17 protein-coding genes are annotated in these 20,053 nt (G+C 64.0%); 7 read left to right on the top strand and 10 right to left on the bottom strand.

Annotated features, from left to right (window positions below):
• Nucleotides 1-66 precede the first annotated feature (66 nt).
• On the top strand, nt 67-831 hold the full coding sequence (locus ACIPO9_RS06945) for a methyl-accepting chemotaxis protein (protein WP_400607691.1): 765 nt from the start codon (nt 67-69) through the stop codon (nt 829-831).
• 111 nt (nt 832-942) lie between these two features.
• Here the strand turns inward: ACIPO9_RS06945 and ACIPO9_RS06940 are convergent, their stop codons facing one another.
• From ACIPO9_RS06940 to ACIPO9_RS06900, 9 genes are all read right to left on the bottom strand, one after another.
• Nucleotides 943-1,917, bottom strand: coding sequence for a GlxA family transcriptional regulator (locus ACIPO9_RS06940; RefSeq protein ID WP_400779605.1), 975 nt, complete (start codon nt 1,915-1,917; stop codon nt 943-945).
• Between the two features lie 120 nt (nt 1,918-2,037).
• Nucleotides 2,038-3,024 (bottom strand): sensor histidine kinase, encoded by a 987-nt coding sequence (locus ACIPO9_RS06935; protein WP_400779604.1) that lies wholly within the window; start codon nt 3,022-3,024, stop codon nt 2,038-2,040.
• 360 nt (nt 3,025-3,384) lie between these two features.
• The gene (locus tag ACIPO9_RS06930) at nt 3,385-4,617 is read right to left on the bottom strand and encodes an acyl-CoA dehydrogenase family protein (protein WP_400779602.1); all 1,233 of its coding nucleotides are present in this window, start codon (nt 4,615-4,617) and stop codon (nt 3,385-3,387) included.
• A gap of 24 nt (nt 4,618-4,641) precedes the next feature.
• Nucleotides 4,642-6,015: an LLM class flavin-dependent oxidoreductase gene (locus tag ACIPO9_RS06925; protein WP_400606448.1), complete on the bottom strand. Its 1,374-nt coding sequence runs from the start codon at nt 6,013-6,015 to the stop codon at nt 4,642-4,644.
• A gap of 24 nt (nt 6,016-6,039) precedes the next feature.
• A complete protein-coding gene (locus tag ACIPO9_RS06920) occupies nt 6,040-7,743 on the bottom strand; it encodes a dipeptide ABC transporter ATP-binding protein (protein ID WP_400779600.1) in 1,704 nt (567 codons plus the stop codon).
• The gene (locus tag ACIPO9_RS06915; protein WP_400779599.1) at nt 7,740-8,618 is read right to left on the bottom strand and encodes an ABC transporter permease; all 879 of its coding nucleotides are present in this window, start codon (nt 8,616-8,618) and stop codon (nt 7,740-7,742) included. The genes ACIPO9_RS06920 and ACIPO9_RS06915 overlap by 4 nt, the downstream gene beginning before the upstream one ends.
• A gap of 250 nt (nt 8,619-8,868) precedes the next feature.
• Complete coding sequence (locus ACIPO9_RS06910) at nt 8,869-9,849, bottom strand: ABC transporter permease (protein WP_400779597.1); 981 nt, start codon at nt 9,847-9,849, stop codon at nt 8,869-8,871.
• The gene (locus ACIPO9_RS06905) at nt 9,842-11,470 is read right to left on the bottom strand and encodes an ABC transporter substrate-binding protein (protein ID WP_400779595.1); all 1,629 of its coding nucleotides are present in this window, start codon (nt 11,468-11,470) and stop codon (nt 9,842-9,844) included. Before ACIPO9_RS06905 ends, ACIPO9_RS06910 begins: the two co-directional genes overlap by 8 nt.
• 24 nt (nt 11,471-11,494) lie before the next feature.
• Complete coding sequence (locus ACIPO9_RS06900) at nt 11,495-12,634, bottom strand: LLM class flavin-dependent oxidoreductase (protein WP_400779593.1); 1,140 nt, start codon at nt 12,632-12,634, stop codon at nt 11,495-11,497.
• 476 nt (nt 12,635-13,110) lie between these two features.
• Here ACIPO9_RS06900 and ACIPO9_RS06895 point away from each other — a divergent pair, with 476 nt between their 5' ends.
• The 5 genes from ACIPO9_RS06895 to ACIPO9_RS06875 all read left to right on the top strand — a co-directional run bounded on the left by ACIPO9_RS06895 (nt 13,111) and on the right by ACIPO9_RS06875 (nt 18,015).
• On the top strand, nt 13,111-14,133 hold the full coding sequence (locus ACIPO9_RS06895; protein ID WP_400779591.1) for an aldo/keto reductase: 1,023 nt from the start codon (nt 13,111-13,113) through the stop codon (nt 14,131-14,133).
• A gap of 48 nt (nt 14,134-14,181) precedes the next feature.
• Nucleotides 14,182-15,228 carry an ABC transporter substrate-binding protein gene (locus ACIPO9_RS06890; protein WP_274133468.1) on the top strand — a complete coding sequence of 349 codons (1,047 nt, stop codon included), beginning with the start codon at nt 14,182-14,184 and terminating at the stop codon, nt 15,226-15,228.
• A 273-nt stretch (nt 15,229-15,501) separates the two neighbouring features.
• Entirely contained in the window at nt 15,502-16,377 is an 876-nt protein-coding gene (locus tag ACIPO9_RS06885) for an ABC transporter ATP-binding protein (protein ID WP_400779589.1), read from the top strand.
• A 2-nt stretch (nt 16,378-16,379) separates the two neighbouring features.
• Nucleotides 16,380-17,159 carry an ABC transporter permease gene (locus ACIPO9_RS06880; protein ID WP_400779587.1) on the top strand — a complete coding sequence of 260 codons (780 nt, stop codon included), beginning with the start codon at nt 16,380-16,382 and terminating at the stop codon, nt 17,157-17,159.
• Complete coding sequence (locus ACIPO9_RS06875) at nt 17,149-18,015, top strand: ABC transporter substrate-binding protein (protein WP_400779585.1); 867 nt, start codon at nt 17,149-17,151, stop codon at nt 18,013-18,015. Before ACIPO9_RS06880 ends, ACIPO9_RS06875 begins: the two co-directional genes overlap by 11 nt.
• A gap of 15 nt (nt 18,016-18,030) precedes the next feature.
• Here the strand turns inward: ACIPO9_RS06875 and msrA are convergent, their stop codons facing one another.
• Nucleotides 18,031-18,537, bottom strand: a complete 507-nt coding sequence (msrA, locus tag ACIPO9_RS06870; protein ID WP_274133472.1) for a peptide-methionine (S)-S-oxide reductase MsrA — start codon at nt 18,535-18,537, stop codon at nt 18,031-18,033.
• A 202-nt stretch (nt 18,538-18,739) separates the two neighbouring features.
• On the opposite strand from msrA, the gene uvsE reads away from it, so the two are divergent.
• On the top strand, nt 18,740-19,786 hold the full coding sequence (uvsE, locus tag ACIPO9_RS06865) for a UV DNA damage repair endonuclease UvsE (protein ID WP_400779583.1): 1,047 nt from the start codon (nt 18,740-18,742) through the stop codon (nt 19,784-19,786).
• Nucleotides 19,787-20,053: the final 267 nt, after the last annotated feature.

The following is a 20,053-nucleotide window of genomic DNA, read 5'->3' as shown; positions in this document are numbered from 1 at the left end:
GTGGCGTCCACCGCCGGCCAACTGGGTGAAGTCGCCGCGCGAGTAGTCGGGGCGTCCAACTCGTCCATGGGCAACTCCGACCAGCAGTCCAGCCGCACCAGCAGTGTGGCGGCCGCGATCAACCAACTGGGCGCCGCCGCCCAGGAGATCGCCCAGAACGCCGCACTGGCCTCGCAGCATTCCAGCGAAGCCTCGCAACTGGCCAGCGAAGGGCAGGGCGTGGTGACCCAGACCATCAAAGCCATGAATCAGCTGTCGGACAAGATCAGCGAGTCGTGCGTGAACATCGAAACGCTGAACGCCAAGACCGCCAACATCGGGCAGATCCTGGAAGTCATCAGCGGCATTTCCCAGCAGACCAACCTGCTGGCGCTGAACGCCGCCATCGAAGCCGCCCGCGCAGGGGAAGCCGGTCGCGGGTTCGCCGTGGTGGCCGATGAAGTGCGCAACCTGGCCCACCGCACCCAGGATTCGGCCCAGCAGGTGCAGGGCATGATCGAGGAGCTGCAGGTCGGCGCCCGTGATGCCGTGGCGAACATGACCGAAAGTCAGCGCCAGAGCGAAAGCAGCGTGACCATCGCCAACCAGGCCGGCGAACGCCTGAACAGCGTGACCCGCCGCATCGGCGAAATCGACGGCATGAACCAGTCCGTGGCCACCGCGACCGAAGAACAGACCGCCGTGGTGGAGTCGATCAACGTTGACATCACCGAGATCAACACCCTCAATCAGGAAGGCGTCGACAACCTCAAATCGACCCTCGACGCCTGCAGCCACCTGGAACACCAGACCGCACGGTTGCAGCATCTGGTGGGTACGTTCCGGATCTGACCTCTGCGGAGCACCCTTTGCCTGCGGCGGCGATCATCAGGTCGCCGTCGCGGGCAAGCGCGCTCCTACAGGTATTGGTACGTAACACTTGCGATACTGCGGTACGTAATATCACTCGCCACCAAATTGCTGCCGATACTGATTCGGCGACAACCCTATCCGCTCGCTGAACAACTTGCGCATATGCCGCGCACTGCCGAAACCGCAGCGCGCAGCCACAACCTTGAGCGGCAACTCGCACCCCTCCAGCAGCTTGCGCGCATGGTCGATCCGCGCATTCTGGACGTACTGCATCGGCGTCAGATTCACCTCACGCTGAAACGCCCGGGCGAAATTGCGCGGGCTCATGGCAGCAATCTCCGCCATGCGCTGGATGGTGTACGGCTCCTCGATGTGATCGACCACATAGGCCTGTACCCTGGCAATCACCGTACCGTCACGCTGTACCGCGGCCAGCAGCGGGCTGTAGGGCGTCTGGCCGCCCTGGCGTTTCATCACCACCAGCAGCACCTTCGCCACCTCAAGCGCCAGCTCCTTGCCGTGATCTTCCGCCACCACCGCCAGCGCCATGTCGATGCCTGCGGTGATCCCGCCCGAGGTAATCAGGTTGCGATCCACCACGTAAATCTGCTCGGTCTCGACCCGGGTTTCGGGATGCCGTTGGGCGAGGCGATCGACATAATTCCAGTGAGTGGTGCAGCGGTAACCGTCGATCAATCCCGCTTCGCCCAGCAGAAACACCCCCGTACAGATAGCGCCGAAACGCTTGGCACTGCGCGCCGCCTCCGGCAGCCAGGCATTCAGGGCCGGGTGGGTTACCCCATAGGCGCCGGGGCCGCCGGGCACCAGCAACAGGTCGACGCCGGCCGGGCAGTTTTCCAGGGTCATGTCGGCATGGACTTTCAGCCCGCAAGAACTGCGGATCAGCCCCTGACAATCGGCCACGGTCAGCAACTGGTAGTGCTTTTCCCTGGGCAGCAAGCGGTTCGAGATCGAAAAGACGTCCATGGGGCCTGTCACGTCGAGCATCAGCACGTCGTTGAACAGCACCATCACCACCGTTTTTTGAGCACTCGCAACCTGCATACACCAACCGCCTTCATTCTGGCCCGCACCTGGAACGGCGCCGGGCGCACGACCTGACCAAGGCGGCAGTTTAGGCCAATTGAGGGTATTTTCGGTACAGTTGCGTATCCAATTGAGGGATCAGTGGTTCTTGCAGCCTGATGGCAGATTGAAGCGAAAGCAGGCGCCGCCCAGGTCCGAGGCTTCGACGTAGAGCGCGCCGTCGTGGGCTTCCACCACCGACCGGCAAATCGTCAGGCCCATCCCCAGGCCGCTGGTGCGGGTGGTGTAGAACGCGCCGAAGATCTTCTTGCGCTCCTGCACGGGAATGCCGGGGCCATTGTCTTCGATGGACACCTGAATGCCGTCGCGCAGGGCGCAGGATGACACGCGCAGGATGCCGGCCGAGCCTGTGTTGGCGCTCATGGCTTCCAGGGCGTTGGTCATCAGGTTGAACACCAGTTGCTGGATCTGCACCGGGTCGGCGATCACGGTCTTGTCGGCGCGCAGCACGGTTTCCACCGTCACGCCTTGCCAGGTCAGCACGGCGGCCTTGAGGCGAATCACTTCCTCGATGATCTCGTTGATCTTGATCGCCCGGGGTTTGGCCGGGGTCTGTTTGGCAAGGGCGCGCAAGGAGGTGACGATGCTGGCGGCGCGTTCGCATTCGGAGCGGATGTCGTTCAGCCCGCAGATGGCTTCTTCCAGCCTGGGCGTGTCGCGTTGCAGCCAGCGTATGCAGGCGGCGGTGTTGGAGGCGATGGCCAGCAGCGGCTGGCTGATTTCGTGGGCGATGGAGACGGTCAGTTCACCCATGACTTTGAGGTGGGCGCTGCGGGCTGATTCGGCAGCAGAGGTGCTGGTTTCGGTCTGGGTGTCGGCAGATGGGGCTGCCGGGAATTGCCTAAGTAAACGGGGAAAGTGGCCGAATGCAGGTGTCGACCACACTTCCAGCCGCGCCAGGCGCTGCTTCTTGGTGGAGGCCGGTGCAGGCGTGCTGATCGGCAGGACGTCGGGTGCGGGTGTGGACACCGTGTCTGGCGTGGACATGTCGTAGCTGTCCAGCCATGCCGGGGCCGCCGGATTGTCGGTGTCCGAAAAGGCCTGAGGTAGAAGTTTTTCTGGCATCGAGCCCCCGTATCCTAAGCGCCTCGTGTCGTCGTGACCGAGTATACGCAGTGATCCGGAGGGCAAAACCGCTAGCAGGGCGATTGGCAGAATCGGGCACCCTGATGGCCGTTACATTCCCCTTTGAAGCATCGCTATGAATAGCTGAAACCTTTCACCGCCTGGATGCGAACACGCCCCGTAACAGTCCGGCTTGCCGGCGTCGGCGCCCGGAAGATCGCTCCCGCGGGCAAGCCCGGCTGCTACGGGGTGTGGGGTGTGTTGGAGATTTGTGTCGCGCATCCGTCCGTAGCAGCACGGCTTGCCGGCGGGGGCGTCTTCAGAATCGCCCCCGCCGGCAAGCCGTGCTGCTACGGATGATCAGGCGATGCCGATTTTCCATTGTGCCGGTGGTGGGGTGCCGTTGACTGCGAAGTCGCCGACGATGCGGTCCTTGTAGATGCGTGGGTTGTGCGAAGCCAGGGTGCGGGCGTTGCGCCAGAAGCGGTCCAGGCCTTGCGGACGCAAGGTGGCCGAGGCGCTGACGGCGTCGAACAGACGCGAGCTGGCGTCGATGATGAGGTCGCTGACAATGGTCTGGGACTGGGCAATCTCAAGCTCGGCAATGTCCACCGCCTGCTGGCGAACCTCACCGTCACTCGACAGCCTGGCCTGGTAGGCGCGCTCAATGGCTTCTGCGTTCTTCAGCACGATGGCGCCAGCAGCGTAGGCGGCCGCGCGCAGGCTGCCGACCACTTGCAGCACCTGCGGATCCTGCGCCACCCGCGGGGCATTGCCGTTGCTGAAGCTGCGGGTGCGTTTGCCCACTGCCGCCGCCACTTCGCCGGTCAATGCGCGGCCGATGCCCGCCAGGTTCGCCAGATGGATGATCTGGAAAAACGCTGGCGAGTAGCCGAAGCGTTCCTCGCTGTTGATGTGGCGAGGATCCACCGCCACCTTGTGAAAGTGCGCAGTGCCGCTGGCGGTCAGGGTCTGGCCGAAGCCGTTCCAGTCGTCCACCACCTCGACGCCTTCGGCATCGCGGCGCACGGTGACGAATACCCGCTCGCCGTCGTGGTCGCTCACTGCCACGTCAACCCAGTCACTGTACAGGCTGCCGGTGGTGTAGAACTTGCTGCCGTCGATGCGCCATTGTTCGCCGTCCAGATAAAGGCGCGAGGTCAATTGCGCCTGGGTGGTCTGGCCGATCTCGCCGATGGCCGGGCCGACGATTTCTCCCCGGCCAAGGCGCTCCAGCCACAGCGCACGGCGGGCTTCGTTGGGGCTGTTGAGGATGCTTTCGGTAAAGCCCAGGTGGCCGCGTAGCGACTGCACCAGATTGGAGTCGGCTTCACCCAGTTCGATCAGCAGGTTGGTCAGCTCGGGGATGGTCACCCCGGCGCCGCCGTATTCCTGGGGCACGCGCAACGCGGTGAAGCCCGAAGCCTTGAGCAGTTGAATCTCTTCGAAGGGCAGGCGGCGTTCCAGTTCGCGCGCGATGGCGCCTTCGCGCAGGGTGGCAAAAAGCGGGCGAAAGCGCTCGGCCAGTTCTTCATAGCGGGCCGAAGGGCCAGCGCCCCAGGCGGCGTCGATTTGATGAGTCATGCAAAACATTCCTTGCTTCGGTTTACGGTCAATTCAGATAGCCACGGTGTCGGTGCGACGCAGCGTCGCCGGGTGCGCCGGATAAGGCAGCCCCAGGCGCTCGCGCAGGGTGTTGCCGGTCGGGCCGTGCTCGGGCACCAAGCCGCGACGCTTGAGTTCCGGCAGGATCAGCCCGATGAAATCGTCCAGGCCTTCGGGGTAGGTCGGCGGCAGGATGTTGAAGCCATCGGCGCCGTAGCCTTCGAACCAGGCCTGCAACTGATCCACCACCTCTTCGGGCGAGCCGACCAGCGTCCAGTGGCCGCGAGCCCCGGCCAGACGCAGGTACAGCTCGCGGATGCTCAGGCCTTCGGCGGCCAGTTGCAGAATCAGCTGCTGGCGGCTCTTGGAGGCATTGGTGGCGGGCAGGTCCTGGGGCAGGGGACCGTCCAGCGGCAGATGGGATAGATCGACGCCACCCAGCAGCCCCGACAGCAGGCTCAGGCCCACCTGTGGATGCACCAGGTTCTGCAGGCGCTGATGCTTGGCGTGGGCCTCGGCGGAAGTTGGTGCGGTGAAAATGGTCACGCCCGGCAGGATCTTGATGTGTTCGGGCTTGCGGCCCAGCACTGCGGCGCGGGATTTGATGTCGCTGTAGAACGCCTGGGCATCGGCCAGGCTCTGGTGTGCGGCGAAGATCGCTTCGGCGGTGGCCGCGGCCAATGCCCGACCGTCTTCCGAGGCGCCGGCCTGGACCAGCACCGGCTTGCCCTGTGGCGAGCGCAGTACGTTCAGCGGGCCGCGCACGTTGAAGTGTTCGCCTTGGTGATCGGTCAGGTGCAGTTTGCTGCGGTCCAGGAAGATGCCTTTTTCTTTATCCAGCAGCAGGGTGTCGTCTTCCCAACTGTCCCACAGCTTGTCGACCACCTGATGAAATTCCCGCGCACGGCTGTAGCGGTCGGCGTGGGCGGCCTGATTGCCTTCGGTGGCGGTGCCGAAGTTCTTCGCCGCGTCCGGGTCGCTGCTGGTGACCAGGTTCCAGCCGACACGCCCGCCGCTGATCTGGTCCAGCGAAGCGAACTGCCGCGCCAGATTGAACGGCTCGCTGTAGCTGGTGCTGGCAGTGGCGACCAGGCCGATGCGCGAGGTCACGGCGGCCAGCGCCGAGAGCAGGGTCAGGGGTTCGAAGCTGAGGCTGGGAGCGATCACCCGGTCGAAGGTCGGCGCGTCGATGCCGCGCACCGAAACGCTGTCGGCCAGGAACAGGGTGTCGAAGCCTGCGTCTTCGGCCTTGCGCGCAAGGTCCACGAAGTGATTCAGGCGAATGCCGGCGTCGGCCTGGGAACCGCTGTCGCGCCAGGCGGCAATGTGGTGTCCGGTGGCGCGCAGGAACAGGCCGAGTTTCAGGGTGTCAGCACGTTTGCTCATAGGGTTGCTCCTTGTATTCGATCATCAGCAGGCGACCGCGAACGACAGGCTGCGGCTCAGTGGAATTGAGGCCTCGCGGCTGCCGGGAATGGCCGCCAGCAAGCGCCGGGTGTAGCTGTGTTGGGGGTTCTGCCAGAGCCTGTGGGGCGTGGCTTGCTCGACGATGCGCGTGTCATGCATCACCAGCACGCGGTCGGAGAAGTAGCGCACCACCGACAGGTCATGGGAGATGAACAGGTAGCTCAGGTCGAAGGCTTCGCGCAGCTCCACCAGCAGGTTGAGAATCTGCGCCTGGGTCGATACATCCAGTGCCGACACCGGCTCGTCGCAGATCACCAGCTTGGGTTTGACGATCAGCGCCCGTGCGATGCCGATGCGCTGGCGTTGCCCACCGGAAAACTGATGCGGCAAACGCTCCAGGCTGTTGCGCGCCAGGCCCACGGCATCGAGCATCTGCTCGCGGGCGCGGCGCCTGAGATTCGCATCGTCCTGGCCGTGCAGGCGTTGCACGCGGTCCAGGATGGTTTCGACGCTGTGCCTTGGGTTGAGCGCGGCATAAGGGTCCTGAAACACCATCTGCAACTGGCCGCGCCACGCCAGACGCTGGGCAGGGTCGAGTGTGGCGATGTCGCGCCCGGCGAAATCGATCTGCCCACGGCGAGGTTCGATCAGGCCCAACAGCGCCTTGCTCAGGGTCGATTTGCCGCAGCCGGATTCGCCCACCAGGCCCACGGTTTCCCTCGGGTGAATCTCGAACGACAGCCCGCTCAAGACTTCCCGCTCGCCGTATCCCAGGCTCAGGTCCTGTACCTGCAGCAGGGGAGCGCCGTCATGGCTGCCGGGACGCGGCGCATGGCCGGGGCCGTAGTGCGTGCTGCTGACCTTGTACTGGTTGGGTTGGCCGCCGTGGCGCGTGACCTGGATCTCCGGCAGGCGATTGTGCAGGTAATGCTGGTCGTGGTCCCGGCCAAGGGAGGCGTTGAGCAGGCCCCGGGTGTACGGATGGGTGGGGCGGGTAAAGAGTTCGGCATTGGGCCGGTGCTCAAGGGCCAGGCCGTCGTGCATGATGATCACCCGGTCGGCCTGTTGGCGTACCACGCCCAGGTCATGGGTAATCAGCAGCAGGCCCATGCGCAATTCCTTGCGCAGGGAATCGAGCAGTTCGAGGATCTGCGATTGCACGCAGACGTCCAGCGCGGTGGTCGGCTCGTCGGCGATCAACAGTCGGGGCTCGCAGGCGATAGCCATGGCGATCATCACCCGCTGGCGCTGGCCGCCGGACAGGTGCTGCGGGTATTCGCCAAGGTGCGCGGCCGGACGTGGCAACTGCACCAGGCCGAACAGTTCTTCGGCGCGCTTGAGCGCCTGGCGGCGGGTGAGGTCGGTGTGGGTCAGCAGCGTTTCTGTGAGCTGCTCGCCCAGGGTCAGCACCGGGTTCAGGCTCGACAGCGGCTCCTGAAACACCATGCCCAGGCCACTCCCTTGCACTTGGCGCATCTGCCGTGGCGTCAACTGCAACAGGTCGCGGCCTTCGAACAGCACCTGCCCGCTGGTGCGCGCGTGCTCGGGCAACAGCCGCAGCAGCGCCAGCGCGGTGGTGGACTTGCCGCAGCCGGACTCGCCCACCAGCGCCAGGGTTTCACCTGACTCCAGAGTGAAATCCAGCCCTTTTACCGCGTCGATGCCCTGGTAATTCACGCGTAGGCCGCGTACGTCGAGCAGGCTCATGGCAGGTACCGTCGCAGGCGTGGATTCAAGGCGTCGTTGAGGCCGTCGCCCAGCAAATTGAACGCCAGCACTACGGCGATGATTGCAATGCCGGGCAATGCCGTCAGGTACCAGGCGCTGGCGATTTGTTCGCGACCGCTGCCGATCATCCCGCCCCAGCTGGCGGTGTTGGGATCGCTCATGCCAAGGAACGCCAGGCCAGCCTCGATCAGGATCGCCAAGGCCACCAGAATCGAGGCCGTGACCACCAGCGGTGCCAAAGCGTTGGGCAGGATTTCTTCGAGGATCACGGTTCGGCTGCTGAAGCCCTGGCTGCGGGCAGCGGTGACGAAATCAGCTTCGCGCAGGGTGCGGAATTCGGCGCGGATCAACCGTGCGATGGTCGGCCACGAAGACACGCCAATCGCCAGGGCGATGATGTTCACCGTGGGCGTGCCGATGGCGACGATGACGATCACCAGCAGGAACGAGGGCACGGTCTGGAACACTTCGCTGAGGCGGGTGAGGATGTCGTCCACGCGCCCGCCGTGATAGCCGGCCAGTGCGCCGACGGTGACACCGATCAGCACGCTGATGAGTGTGCCGTAGAGGGCGATCAGCAGGGAGGCGCGTGCGCCGTGGGCGATCCCGGCGGCGACATCGCGGCCCAGTGAGTCGGTACCCAAGAGGTAGGTCGGATCGCTGCCGGGCCAGAGCAGTGGAGCGGCGACCATGTCCAGCGGGTCGCCGGGAAAGAAATACCCGGCGGTGAGGGCCATGAACAGGGTCAGCAGCAGAATCGCAGCGCCGGTGAGGGCCGCCGGATTACGCCGCAGCGCCCCCCACAGCGATTCGCTGCGGCCTGCGCGTTGAACAGGGAAAGCAATCGTCGACATCGAATCCTCACTCATGGGTGTTGGCAGAACTTTGGGGGCGCCGCCGATCCGTAGCAGCACGGCTTGCCGGCGGGGGCGGCCTCAAGATCGCTCCCGCCGGCAAGCCGTGCTGCTACGAGGTAGGGGGGCCAGGATTTGAGTTCCAGCCCCGACTCTGTAGCAGTCCGGCTTGCCGGCGAGACGTCCTTGAGATCGCAGACGCCGGCAAGCCGGACTGCTACGAGATGCGGGTGTGCCCGGGATTTCGAGGTCATACGCGAATCCTCGGATCGAGCCAGGCTTGCAGCAGGTCCATGCTCACGTTGACCACGACCACCAGCATCGAAGACAGCAACAGGATCCCCAGCAGCAGGTTGTAATCTCGGGACAGCACCGCATCGAGGGTCAGGCGGCCAAGGCCGGGCCAGCCGAACAGGGTTTCGGTGACCGCCGCACCGCCCAGCAGCGCCGCGAAATGCAGGCCGGCCAGGGTGGTGACGGGCAGCAGGGCGTTGCGCAGCACGTGCCGGATCGCCACCCGCGCAGGGTGCAGCCCCTTGGCCTTCGCCGTGCGCACGAAGTCTAGCCGCTGCACTTCCAGCATCGAGGCGCGGGTCAGCCGGGCGTAGAGTGCGATGTAGAACGACGACAGGGTCAGCACCGGCAGGACCACGTGCTTTACGCGATCCAGCAACCAGTCCGCTCCGGAACGGTCCAGTCCGAGGGTGGCGATGCCGTCGCTGGGCAGCCAGCCCAGGGTCACCGAAAACAGCACCACCGCCATCAGGCCGATCCAGAAACCGGGCGTGGAATACAGCACCAGCACCGCCAGCGACAGTGCCCGGTCAGGCCAGCGCCCGACCTTGCTGGCCATGACGGCGCCCGCAGCGATCCCGACCACCAACGCCAGCACCAGCGAACTGACCATCAGCAGCAGGGTGTTGGGTAGGCGGTCAAGAATCAGCTGGATGACCGGCACGTTGAAGCGCGGCGACAGGCCCAGGTCAAAATGCGCCAGATGGCTGAGGTAAGCCAGCAACTGCTCGCCCAGGCTCAGGTCCAGACCGAAATGGCTGCGCCACTGCGCCAGGGTCGCGACGGTTGCGCCGCCGGACTCACTGGCCAGCACATCCACCGCATCGCCGGGAATCAGCCGCAGCAACAGGAAGTTCAGCAGCACGATGCCCAGCACGGTCGGCAGCGCCTGCCACAAGGTGCGCCGGGTCAGGCGAAGCAGTCGGCGGTCAGCCATGGGCAACCGCCTCGCCGGTGATACTGACTGCCGCCAGGCTACCGTCCAGCCCGTTGCCGTCCGCCTCGAACCCCGACACCCGCGCATTGAACACGGTCACCTGTTGCTGCATGACCAGGGTGATGCTCGGCAACTCCTCGATGACGATCTTCTGGAACGCCTTGAACAGCTCGCCACGCCTGGTCTCATCCGTCTCCACTGCAGCGCTTTCCAGCAGCCGGTCGACTTCCGGGTTGTTGTAATGGGTGCCATTGGTGAACGGCACGCCCTTGCGAAAGTTCTTCGACCAGAACAGGCGCTGCACACCGACGGTGGGGTCGAAGGTGGTGCCCATGCCGACCACGGCGAAGTCGAAATCACGGTCGGTGTAGATGCGCTTGATGTAGGTCGGGAAATCCTGGGCGCGCAGTTGCACGTCGATGCCAACCCTGGCCAGCGCCGAGCGGATGTAGGTCGCGGTGCGGGCGTAGCTGTCGCCGTAGGGCAGCGGGTCGAGGGTGAGGCTGAAGCGCGAGTTGCCTTTCTTGGGCAGCCCGGCCTGATCGAGCAGGGCATTGGCCTTGGCGATGTCGAAAGGATAGGGATCGGGCCCATCGTAGTGATACTGGGCAAAGCTCTTCGGGATGGGCGAGACGCTGACATCGGCGTAGCCGTAGTACACCACCTTCCTGATCACTTCGCGGTCGATGGCGTGGGCAATCGCCTGGCGCACCTCGTGGCGGGCCAGCAGCGGGTTGTCCAGATTGAACTCCAGCATGGTCGGCGTGATGCTGTAGGCGTAGCCGCGGGTGGTGAACTTGAGCTTGCCGTTGGCCGTGATTCGCGCCAGGTCGCTCAGCGGCACAGGGCTCTGGCCACCCGCGTCGAGGCTGCCGTTCTCGAACGCTGCCAGGCGCGCTGCCGAATCGGGGATCACCTTGAGGAACAGCGTATCGACCCCCGGGTAGCCGGCGTTCCAGTAATCGGGGTTGCGTTCGTACTCGATGAAACTGCCGCGCTGCCATTGCTTGAACCGGTACGGCCCGGTGCCGACCGGCGCGTTGTTGTGCGGATTGCTCAGCGGGTCGCCGCTGGCATAGAGGTGCTTGGGCAGGATCGGCGTTTCACCGGCGGCAAAGGCACGGATCAGATACGGCGCAGGTTTGCTCAGGCGCACGATGGCGGTGTGGGCGTCCGGTGTCTCGACGCTGGCCAGGTTGGCAAAGGTGCCGCCGCCCCGTGGGTGGAAGCGCTTGATAAGGTCCAGGGAGAACGCCACGTCTTCGGAGGTGAACGGCTGGCCGTCGTGCCATTTCACGCCCTGGCGCAGGGTAAAGCGATAGCTGAGGCCGTCCGCCGCCGCTTCCCACGCAGTGGCCAGCGCAGGTTGCGGCGCGAGGTTTTCGTCATACCCCAGCAGGCCTTCGAGCACCTTGCTGCTGGCGGTGATCGTGGTGCCCGCAGTGGTGTTGAATGAACTGAGGGACGGCGGCTCCGGGTTGACCAACAGGTTGAAGATGCGCCGCCCGGTGATCGCCTGCTCGGTGGCCGCAGCCAGGGCAGTGGGCAGAAACGGCACGCTGGCGCCCAGCAGGGGCAGGGCGGACAGGCCTTTGATGAACTGGCGACGGGAGAAGGGCATTGACGGGATATCCTGATAAGGGTGTCAGAGGCGCAGGCCGGCCTGGTGCAGCAGCGGCAAGACGCGCTCGCCAAACTGCTCAAGGTCCGGAACGAAGTCGAAGAAGCTCAGTTGAATGCCGTCGATGCCGGCCTGCTTGAGGCGCAGGATGTCGCGCACGACGGTTTCCGGGCTGCCCACCAGCTGGATGTTGCCGCCGACGTAGCGCTGGTCGGCCTGGTGCCCGCGCCAGGCGTGGGCATCGCTGGCTTCGCGTACATGCCCTTCAAGGGCGCCGGGATCGCCCGCAGCAGTGATCGCGGCATGGTGCTCCCAGGCTTCTGCGTCGCTGTCGCGGCAGATCACCAAAGGGTTGATCAGGGTGCGGATCTGCCGGCCATGGTGCGCCGCGGCGGCCTTGATGCGTTTCAGGTGCTCGGGCAGTTTGGCCAGCGCGTCTTCGATCTCGGCACTGCCGGGGCTGGTGGTGAAGACGATGTCCGAATGCCGGGCGGCGAAATCGACGCCGGCGCTGGAGCCGGTGGCGTTGACCAGCACCGGACGGCCGAAGCGGGGTTTGACGCTGCTGTAGGCTTCCTGGAGGCGGTAATAGTCGCCGTTGAAATCGACGTTCTCGTTGCTTGCCCACAACTGCTGGACCACGCGAATGAATTCATCCGCCTGCTGGTAGCGCTGGTCGTGCTCGATGGGTTCATGGCCAAAGCGCCGGTGTTCGCGATGACGGTGGCCGGTCACCAGGTTCAGGCCCCAGCGGCCGTTGCTGATGTGGTCCAGGGTGGCGCCGAACTTGGCCAGGTGCAGCGGGTGCCATGGGCCGTAGAGTACGTGGAGGGTCGAGATCAGCAGGATGCGCTCGGTGACCGACGCCAGCGCCGCCTGGGTGATGAAGGCGTCCAGTGACTTGTCGTGATAGCCGATCTCGCCGCCATAACCGCCTTTGCCCAGCCACTCCGCCAGCGCGAACACCAGATCGAAGCCCAGGGCCTCGGCGCGCAGAGTCAGCTGCTTGTTGTAGTCAAAGGTCCAGTCCGTGCCCCGTGGCAACGCCGAAGGACTCCAGCCACCCGACTGCACAGGCAGGAACAAACCCAGCATCAAAGGTTGAGCGAACGCGCGGGATAACGGACTGTCGGGATAATCGAGAGGCGAAGGCAATAAGGACAAGAGAAACACTCCGGCGTTGAATGTCGTGGAAGTGTTATTGCAAGGGGTGTGCCGTTAGTTGGTTTTAGTTGGGGTGTGTTGAAAATAAGCGAGGGCGTGCGGCCAGGGCGGAAAGTTTGCCGTGTTTTGGCTGCGCAAGTTTGGGAAGTTGTGTTTATCACGTGTTGCTGCAGCAACAGTTAGAGGGCGGGGTATTCAAGATCGCCCCCGCCGGCAAGCCGTGCTGCTACGGGATCGCATACCTTGCGCGCTCTCAAGGGTGCTGATGTCCGTAGCAGCACGGCTTGCCGGCGGGAGCGGTCTGGAGGATGGACACCATTTTGAAACCGGGAATAACTTTAGTTTAAAACGTTATAGCTTGTTATTTGACGACTCCCTCTGCCGCTCTTTATTGTCGGCGCACATTTTAATCGGCCGTACTTCAAGCGTCGGCCATTCTTGTTTCTGTTGCCTTGAAAATAATTGCGGGAGTTGCCATGAGTGCTATCGAGTACCGTTCGTTGGGTCGTCACGGAATAAAAGTGTCGCCGTTGACATTGGGCACCATGATGTTCGGTGGCCAGACCGACGAGAACGTCGCGCGGCGCATCACCGACAAGGCCTTCGAACAGGGCGTCAACTTCATCGACACCGCCAACGGCTACAACGCCGGTGCATCCGAAGAAGTGGTCGGCCGTCTCATCGCCCAGCGCCGCCAGCAGTGGGTGCTGGCGACCAAGTTCGTCAACCCGGACCCGAGTGGTGCCGGGCCGAACAACCGCGGGGCTTCGCGCAACAACGTGATTCAGTCGGTGGACGCCAGCCTCAAGCGCCTGAACACCGACTACATCGACCTGTTCTACCTGCACCGCGAAGACCCGCAGACCCCGGTCGAGGAAACCGTGCGTGCGCTGTCCGACCTGATTCGCGCTGGCAAGATCCGCAGCTATGGCTTGTCCAATCACCGGGGCTGGAAGCTCGCCGAGTTCAGCCGCGCCGCCGACTTGCTGGGCGTGGAGCGTCCGGCGGCCAGCCAGCCGTTGTACAACCTGGCCAACCGGCAGATCGAGGTCGAGCACCTGCCTGCCGCCGATTACTACGGCATCGGCGTGGTGTCCTACAGCCCGTTGGCGCGAGGCGTATTGACCGGCAAGTACGTGCCCGACCAGCCTGCGCCACAGGACACCCGCGCCGGGCGCAACGATCCGCGCCTGCAACAGACCGAGTGGCGCCCGGAGTCGCTCAACCTTGCGCAGCGCATCAAGGACCATGCCCAGCAGCGTGGCATCAGCAGCGGCCAGTTCGCCCTGGCCTGGGTGCTGAACAACCGGCTGATCACTTCCGCCATTGCCGGCCCGCGCACCGAAGCGCAATGGGACGACTACCTGCCCGCGCTGGAATACCGCTTCACCGCCGAGGATGAAGCCTTCATCGATGATCTGGTGGTCACCGGGCATTCCTCGACGCCCGGCTACAACGATCCGAGCCACCCATTCTTCGGCCGCCAGTCGCGGGTCTGACCTGCGCCCGGACGTTCTCCGGCTGCCACTCATTCAGGAAGCTTCAACATGCAAGAACACAACAGCCGCAGGACGTTCATCAAGCAAGTCGCGCTGCTGGGCGCGGCGGGGGCGGCAGGGTTGCTGCTGCCGGGCTGCGACAAGTCCGAGAAGACCGCAAGCGCTGCGCCGGCCATCATCAAGAAGCGCTCCGATCAGGTGGTCAGCTTCAAATACCCGGACAACCCCTCGTTCGACCTGGTCTACCTGGCCGACTCGCTGGGTTACTTCGAAGGCACCCGCACCCGTCCCAACTACATCGGCAAGATTGCCGCGCCGCAGATCATCCCGTTGGTGGGCACCGGCGAGATCGATTTCGGGTCGCGCATGGTGCCTTTGGTGATTTCGGCGATTGCCAGCGGCCTGGACCTCAAGGTGGTCGCCGCAGGCGGCAAGACCCTGCAGGAAGCGCCGCACATGAAGTACTTCGTGCGCGCCGATTCGGGGATCTTCACGCCCAAGGACATGGAAGGCAAAACCGTGGGCTTCAACAGCTTCGGTGCCTGCGCCGAGTTCGTGACCAAGAAGTACCTGCGCGAGCATCAGGTGGACGTCGACAAGATCAACTGGGTGGTGGTGCCGGACAACCAGGGCGAGCAGACGCTGGTCACGCGCAACATCGACATCGCGATCATCCATCCGCCGGCCTCCGGTGGCGCCGAACACAACCCCGAACTGCGCAAGCTGTGGAGTGACTACGACCTGGACAAGGGCCTGGGCGGCATGGCGCCGTACAGCGGCTACGGCAAGTTCATCCGGGAAAACCCCGAAGCCACCGAGGATTTCGTCAGCGCCATCGCCAAGGCCGCGAACTGGGTCAACGCCAACCCCGACGAGGCGCGCAAGATCGTGTCCCAGCGCATCGGTACACCGCTGGAACTGGTGGAACGCTACGCCTACATCGACGACCTGGTCGTCACCGAGCCACCGATTCAGTACTACATCGACATCCTGCAGAACGAGAAAAAGATCAAGCCCGGCGCGGTGGCAGTGAAGGATGTGTACACCAACCAGTTCAATGTGTTGGCCAAGGCAGGCAACACTCAGTCCTCGTAGCCGCGCGGCTTGCCGGCGGGAGCGGTGTGTCAGGCGAGTCATCTTTACCTGACCCACCGCGCCCGCCGGCAAGCCGTGCTGCTACGGATTCGGGGTGGAACGCGAACGGTGGCAACACTCAACCTCCGTAGCAGCCGGGCTTGCCCGCAGGAGCGGTGCGTCAGATGACTTATCTGCACCTGACCCACCGCACCCGCCGGCAAGCCGTGCTGCTACGGGACGGGTGGAACGCCGATGGGGCGTCATACATTTAATGATTAATCTGGATACGCAATGGCAGTGCATAAAATTTCAACATCCGGCCTGCACATGGAATATCAGGCGCAGGACGAGGCGGGCAACAGCGAGCGGGTCGAGGTGCTCAAGGATTTCGACCTCGATGTGCGCGAGGGCGAGTTTCTGTCGATCCTCGGCCCGTCGGGCTGCGGCAAGTCCACTTACCTGAACATTCTCGCCGGCCTTGCGCGCAAGAGCGGCGGCACACTGAATATCGATGGCAAGCCGCTGCAAGGCATCAACCGCAATCAGGGCGTGGTGTTTCAGGGCTATGCCTTGCTGCCCTGGCGCACAGTGCTGGACAACATCGCCGTGGGCCTGGAAATCCGTGGCGTCGGCAAGGCCGAACGGCGTGAGCAGGCGCGCGAATACCTGGACCTGGTGGGCCTGACCGGCTTCGCCTCGCGTTATCCCCATGAACTCTCCGGCGGCATGCGCCAGCGCGTGGCGATTGCCCGCTCGCTGGTCTACAAGCCCGATGTGCTGCTGATGGACGAACCCTTCGCCGCGCTGGACGCCCAGACCCGCGAAACCCTGCAGGACGAACTGCTGCGCATCTGGAGCCTGCACAAGAAGACCATCGTGTTCATCACCCACAGCCTGGACGAAGCGATTTTCCTGTCCGACCGGGTGGCGGTCATGACCCCGCGCCCCGGTCGCATCAAGGAAATCATCGACATCGACCTGCCGCGCCCACGCTTGCCCGAGGTGCGCAACAGCCACGATTTCGTCCATCTGCGCCAGCGCGCCTGGCTGTCGCTGCGCGAAGCCATGGGCGGTGCGCCGGCCAGCGGCCTTGAACTGCAGGGCAAAGCTCGCGATTTCAGTTGGCAACAGATCGCCTTGAGCAGCGGCTACCGGATCGGAGTGTAGGCATGAGCATCAAGAGAACCCTGCGCCGGGTGGCGGACAGCTCCATCGGCATCCTGATTTTTCTCGCACTGTGGGAGGCCTTGCCGCGTCTGGGCGTGGTCAACCCCGGCTACCTGAGCCCTCCTTCGGAAGTGCTCGCGGCGATCTTCGACATGGCCGGCAACGGCGCGCTCATCAAGCACCTGCAGGCCAGCCTGGTGCGCTCGTTGGCGGGCCTTGTGCTGGCGATCGTCACCGGTATCACGCTGGGCCTGCTGATGGGCTGGTTTGCGCGCCTTGAGCGCATCCTCGACCCGCTGTTGCAGTTCTTTCGGCAGACCTCGGCGCTGGCGCTGTTCCCGGTGTTCATCCTGTTTCTGGGGATCGGCGAGCTGTCCAAGGTGGCGATCATTTTTTGGGCGTCGTTCTGGCCGATCCTGCTCAGTACCATCACCGGGGTGAAACAGGTCGACAGCCTGCTGATCAACTCGGCGCTGTCGATGGGCGCCAATCGCCGGTTCCTGTTCCTGAAGATCGTGTTGCCGTCGGCGGCGCCGTCGATTTTCACCGGGGTGCGGCTGGCCGGTGCGTATTGCATCACGGCCCTGGTGGCCGCAGAGATGATTGGCGCTCATTCGGGCCTGGGCTTTTTGACGCTCAACTCCCAGGAGGTTTTCCAGATCCCGAGCATGTACGCCGGAATCCTGTTGCTGGCGGTGGTAGGCCTGCTGCTGAATTTTCTGCTGGCCTTGCTGGAGCGACGTTTCACTCGCTGGCGGCGCGGGATGAAACATGCCGGCTAACACAGTGCGGGCTTTCAGCGGCGGCTGGATCAGCTACAGCCTCGCTGTGCTGATCGGTGGCGCGGCGGTGTGCGCGGTGTGGCTGCTGCCGCTGCTCGATGCGGCTGAACAGGCACCCGGGCCGCTGCTGGAAAGAGCAAAAGAGCAGCATGTGCTGCGCATCGGTGTGCGCAGCTACCCAAGGCCCACCTACAGCACCGAAGCGTTGGTGTCCGAGCCAGACGAGATGGACAGCGAACTGGCTCAGGCACTGGGGCGTTATCTGGGCCTGGAGGTGCAACTGGCGGCGATTCCTTCCCAGGACCTTGCAGGCTTTTTGAACAGCGGAAAAGTCGATGCGGTGATCGCCGGCAGCGCCGACGTCGCCGGCCTTGAGAACCAGCGTGCGTCGTTGCGTGCGGTGCCTGATGCCTTCGAGCACGGCGCACTGGTGAGCCTGCGCAATGCGCCGCAGTCTTCAATCGCAGGGCAGAGTGTCTGCGCGGCCTTTGGCAGTCCTTGGATCGACGCCTTGCACAAACAACACGCGCAAGTGCGGACCTACGCCTCCGGCATCCGCGCCGCGACGGCATTTCTGGCAGGGGATTGTGCATTCCTGGCCGATGAGCGAACGGTGCTCACCAGCCTGTTGCAGACACCGGACTGGCGCTTCTACCGCTTGCTGCCACAAACCCTTGAGGCCAGCAGCGACGCCCGGGTCTACCTCGCGCAAGCGGACTCGAAAAGCCTGCGCCTGCTGCAGGCGGGCCTGCGTCACTGGCAGTCCGAAGGCGGGCAGGCGAGGGCATGGGACCTGCGCAGCAATGCGTATCTGGTCGACAGCATGAAGATCAGCGACGGACTGGTCTGCCACTGATCTTCGGTCAGCGGTTCAGGCGCGGGTTGGCAACACCCAGTTCGGCCGGATGAAGTGGCAGGTGTAGCCGTTGGGAATGCGCTCCAGATAATCTTGATGCTCAGGCTCGGCCTCCCAGAATGCGCCGGCCGGGCTGATCTCGGTGACCACCTTGCCGGGCCACAGCCCTGAGGCGTCGACGTCTTTCACGGTTTCTTCAGCGATATGCTTTTGCTCGTCGTCGAAGTAGAAAATCGCCGAGCGATAGCTCAGGCCGATGTCGTTGCCCTGGCGATTGGCGGTGGACGGGTCGTGGATCTGGAAGAAGAATTCCAGAATCCGGCGATAGCTGATGAGCGCAGGGTCGAAGACGATCTCGATGGCTTCGGCGTGGGTGCCATGGTTGCGGTAGGTGGCGTTCTCGACGTCGCCGCCCGAGTAGCCTACCCGCGTGGACAGCACGCCCGGATAGCGGCGCAGCAGGTCCTGCATGCCCCAGAAGCAGCCGCCGGCCAGCAGCGCGGTTTGTGTTTGGCTTGTCATGGTTCAGTCCTTCCAGTCGCTCGGTGAGCGTGTTGATTTCGATACGTCAGCCAGTGTGCTCGCGGCGCGCTCGCCTGCGCAAGGGTTGAAAGGGGCGGGTGTTCCCCGTAAAAGGCCTCGCTTGAAAAGCGAACCGGGCGGCCGGGTCCGCTGTCCATCCCACAGCGGGCCATTGGCCTGAACGCCCATCTGAGGAAACATCGTGAACACCCCCCGTATCGGATTTGCCTGCATGTACCGCCATCCTGAGCGTGCGTTGTCGCTCAAGGAACTCAAGGCCCTGGAAGGCGGCTACAACCCGCGCACCACCACCCTGCGCTGGATGGACAGCGTCACGCTGCAGGTGGCCCGGGAAAAACTGCTGGAAATCGCCGAGCACAACCTGGCGGCGCAGATTCGCCTGCTGGGGTACGTGGCGCAGTTGCCGGTGGGGCGCAGGATGCTGCGGCTCTCCAGCGACCTGCTGCCGTTCTACAGCCACCCCAAGGTGCTGGAGTTCTACCGTGACCCGGCGCTGATGGCGCGTCTGGAACAGTTGTTCGCTGCGATTGGCGATACGGCGCGCCAGGCGGATATCCGGCTGTCGTTTCATCCGGGGCAGTTCTGCGTACTGGGTTCGGACCGGCCCGAGGTGGTCGAGAACAGCCTGGCCGAGTTCGAATACCACGCCGACATGATCCGCATGATGGGCTTCGGCAGGCAGTTTCAGGATTTCAAATGCAACGTGCACATCGCAGGCAAACTCGGCGCTGAGGGTGTGCGCAAGGTCTGGCCGCGGTTGTCCGAAGTCGCTCGCAACTGCATCACCTTTGAAAACGACGAGAAAACCTATGGCGTGGATGACTGCCTGCAATTGGCTGATCTTGCGCCGGTGGTGCTGGACATCCACCACTGCTGGATTCACGAGAGCGCCTACATCTCGCCCGACGACCCACGTGTCGCACGGATCATCGACAGCTGGCGCGGGGTGCGGCCGGTGATGCACTACTCCCAGCCCCCGGAAAGCCTGCAGGCGCTGGGCTTCACCGCCGAGCAGAAGCTTGAGATGGACGACCTGCTGAAGGTGGTCAACAAGCGCGACCTGTACCTGCACAGCGACCGCATGTGGAACGACTGGACCAACGCCTACGCACGGCAGTTTCTGGACAGGTTCGACATCATGTTCGAGGCCAAGGACAAGAACCTGGCGGTTGAAGAGTTCTATCAGCGGTTCGTGCTGCCAACGGGCGCGGCCTTGCGGATTCTGTAGGAGCGCGCTTGCCCGCGACAGCGTCGGGCCAGACACCTCGGGATCGGATGACCCATCGCCGTCGCGGGCAAGCGCGCTCCTAAGGGCCTCGTCGACAAAAGGTCGGCGAGGCATTTCTCGCCAATTGCAGCGATCCATGTTGAATACCGTCGAGGAGTTTTATCAGCGGTTCGTGCTGCCGACGGGTGCGGCCTTGCGGATTCTGTAGGAGCGCGCTTGCCCGCGACAGCGTCGGGCCAGACACCTTGGTATCGGATGACCCATCGC

Source organism: Pseudomonas sp. NPDC090203 (assembly GCF_044746765.1).
Taxonomy (GTDB): Bacteria; Pseudomonadota; Gammaproteobacteria; order Pseudomonadales; family Pseudomonadaceae; genus Aquipseudomonas; species Aquipseudomonas putida_AD.
This window is presented reverse-complemented; position numbering and strand designations above follow the sequence as displayed.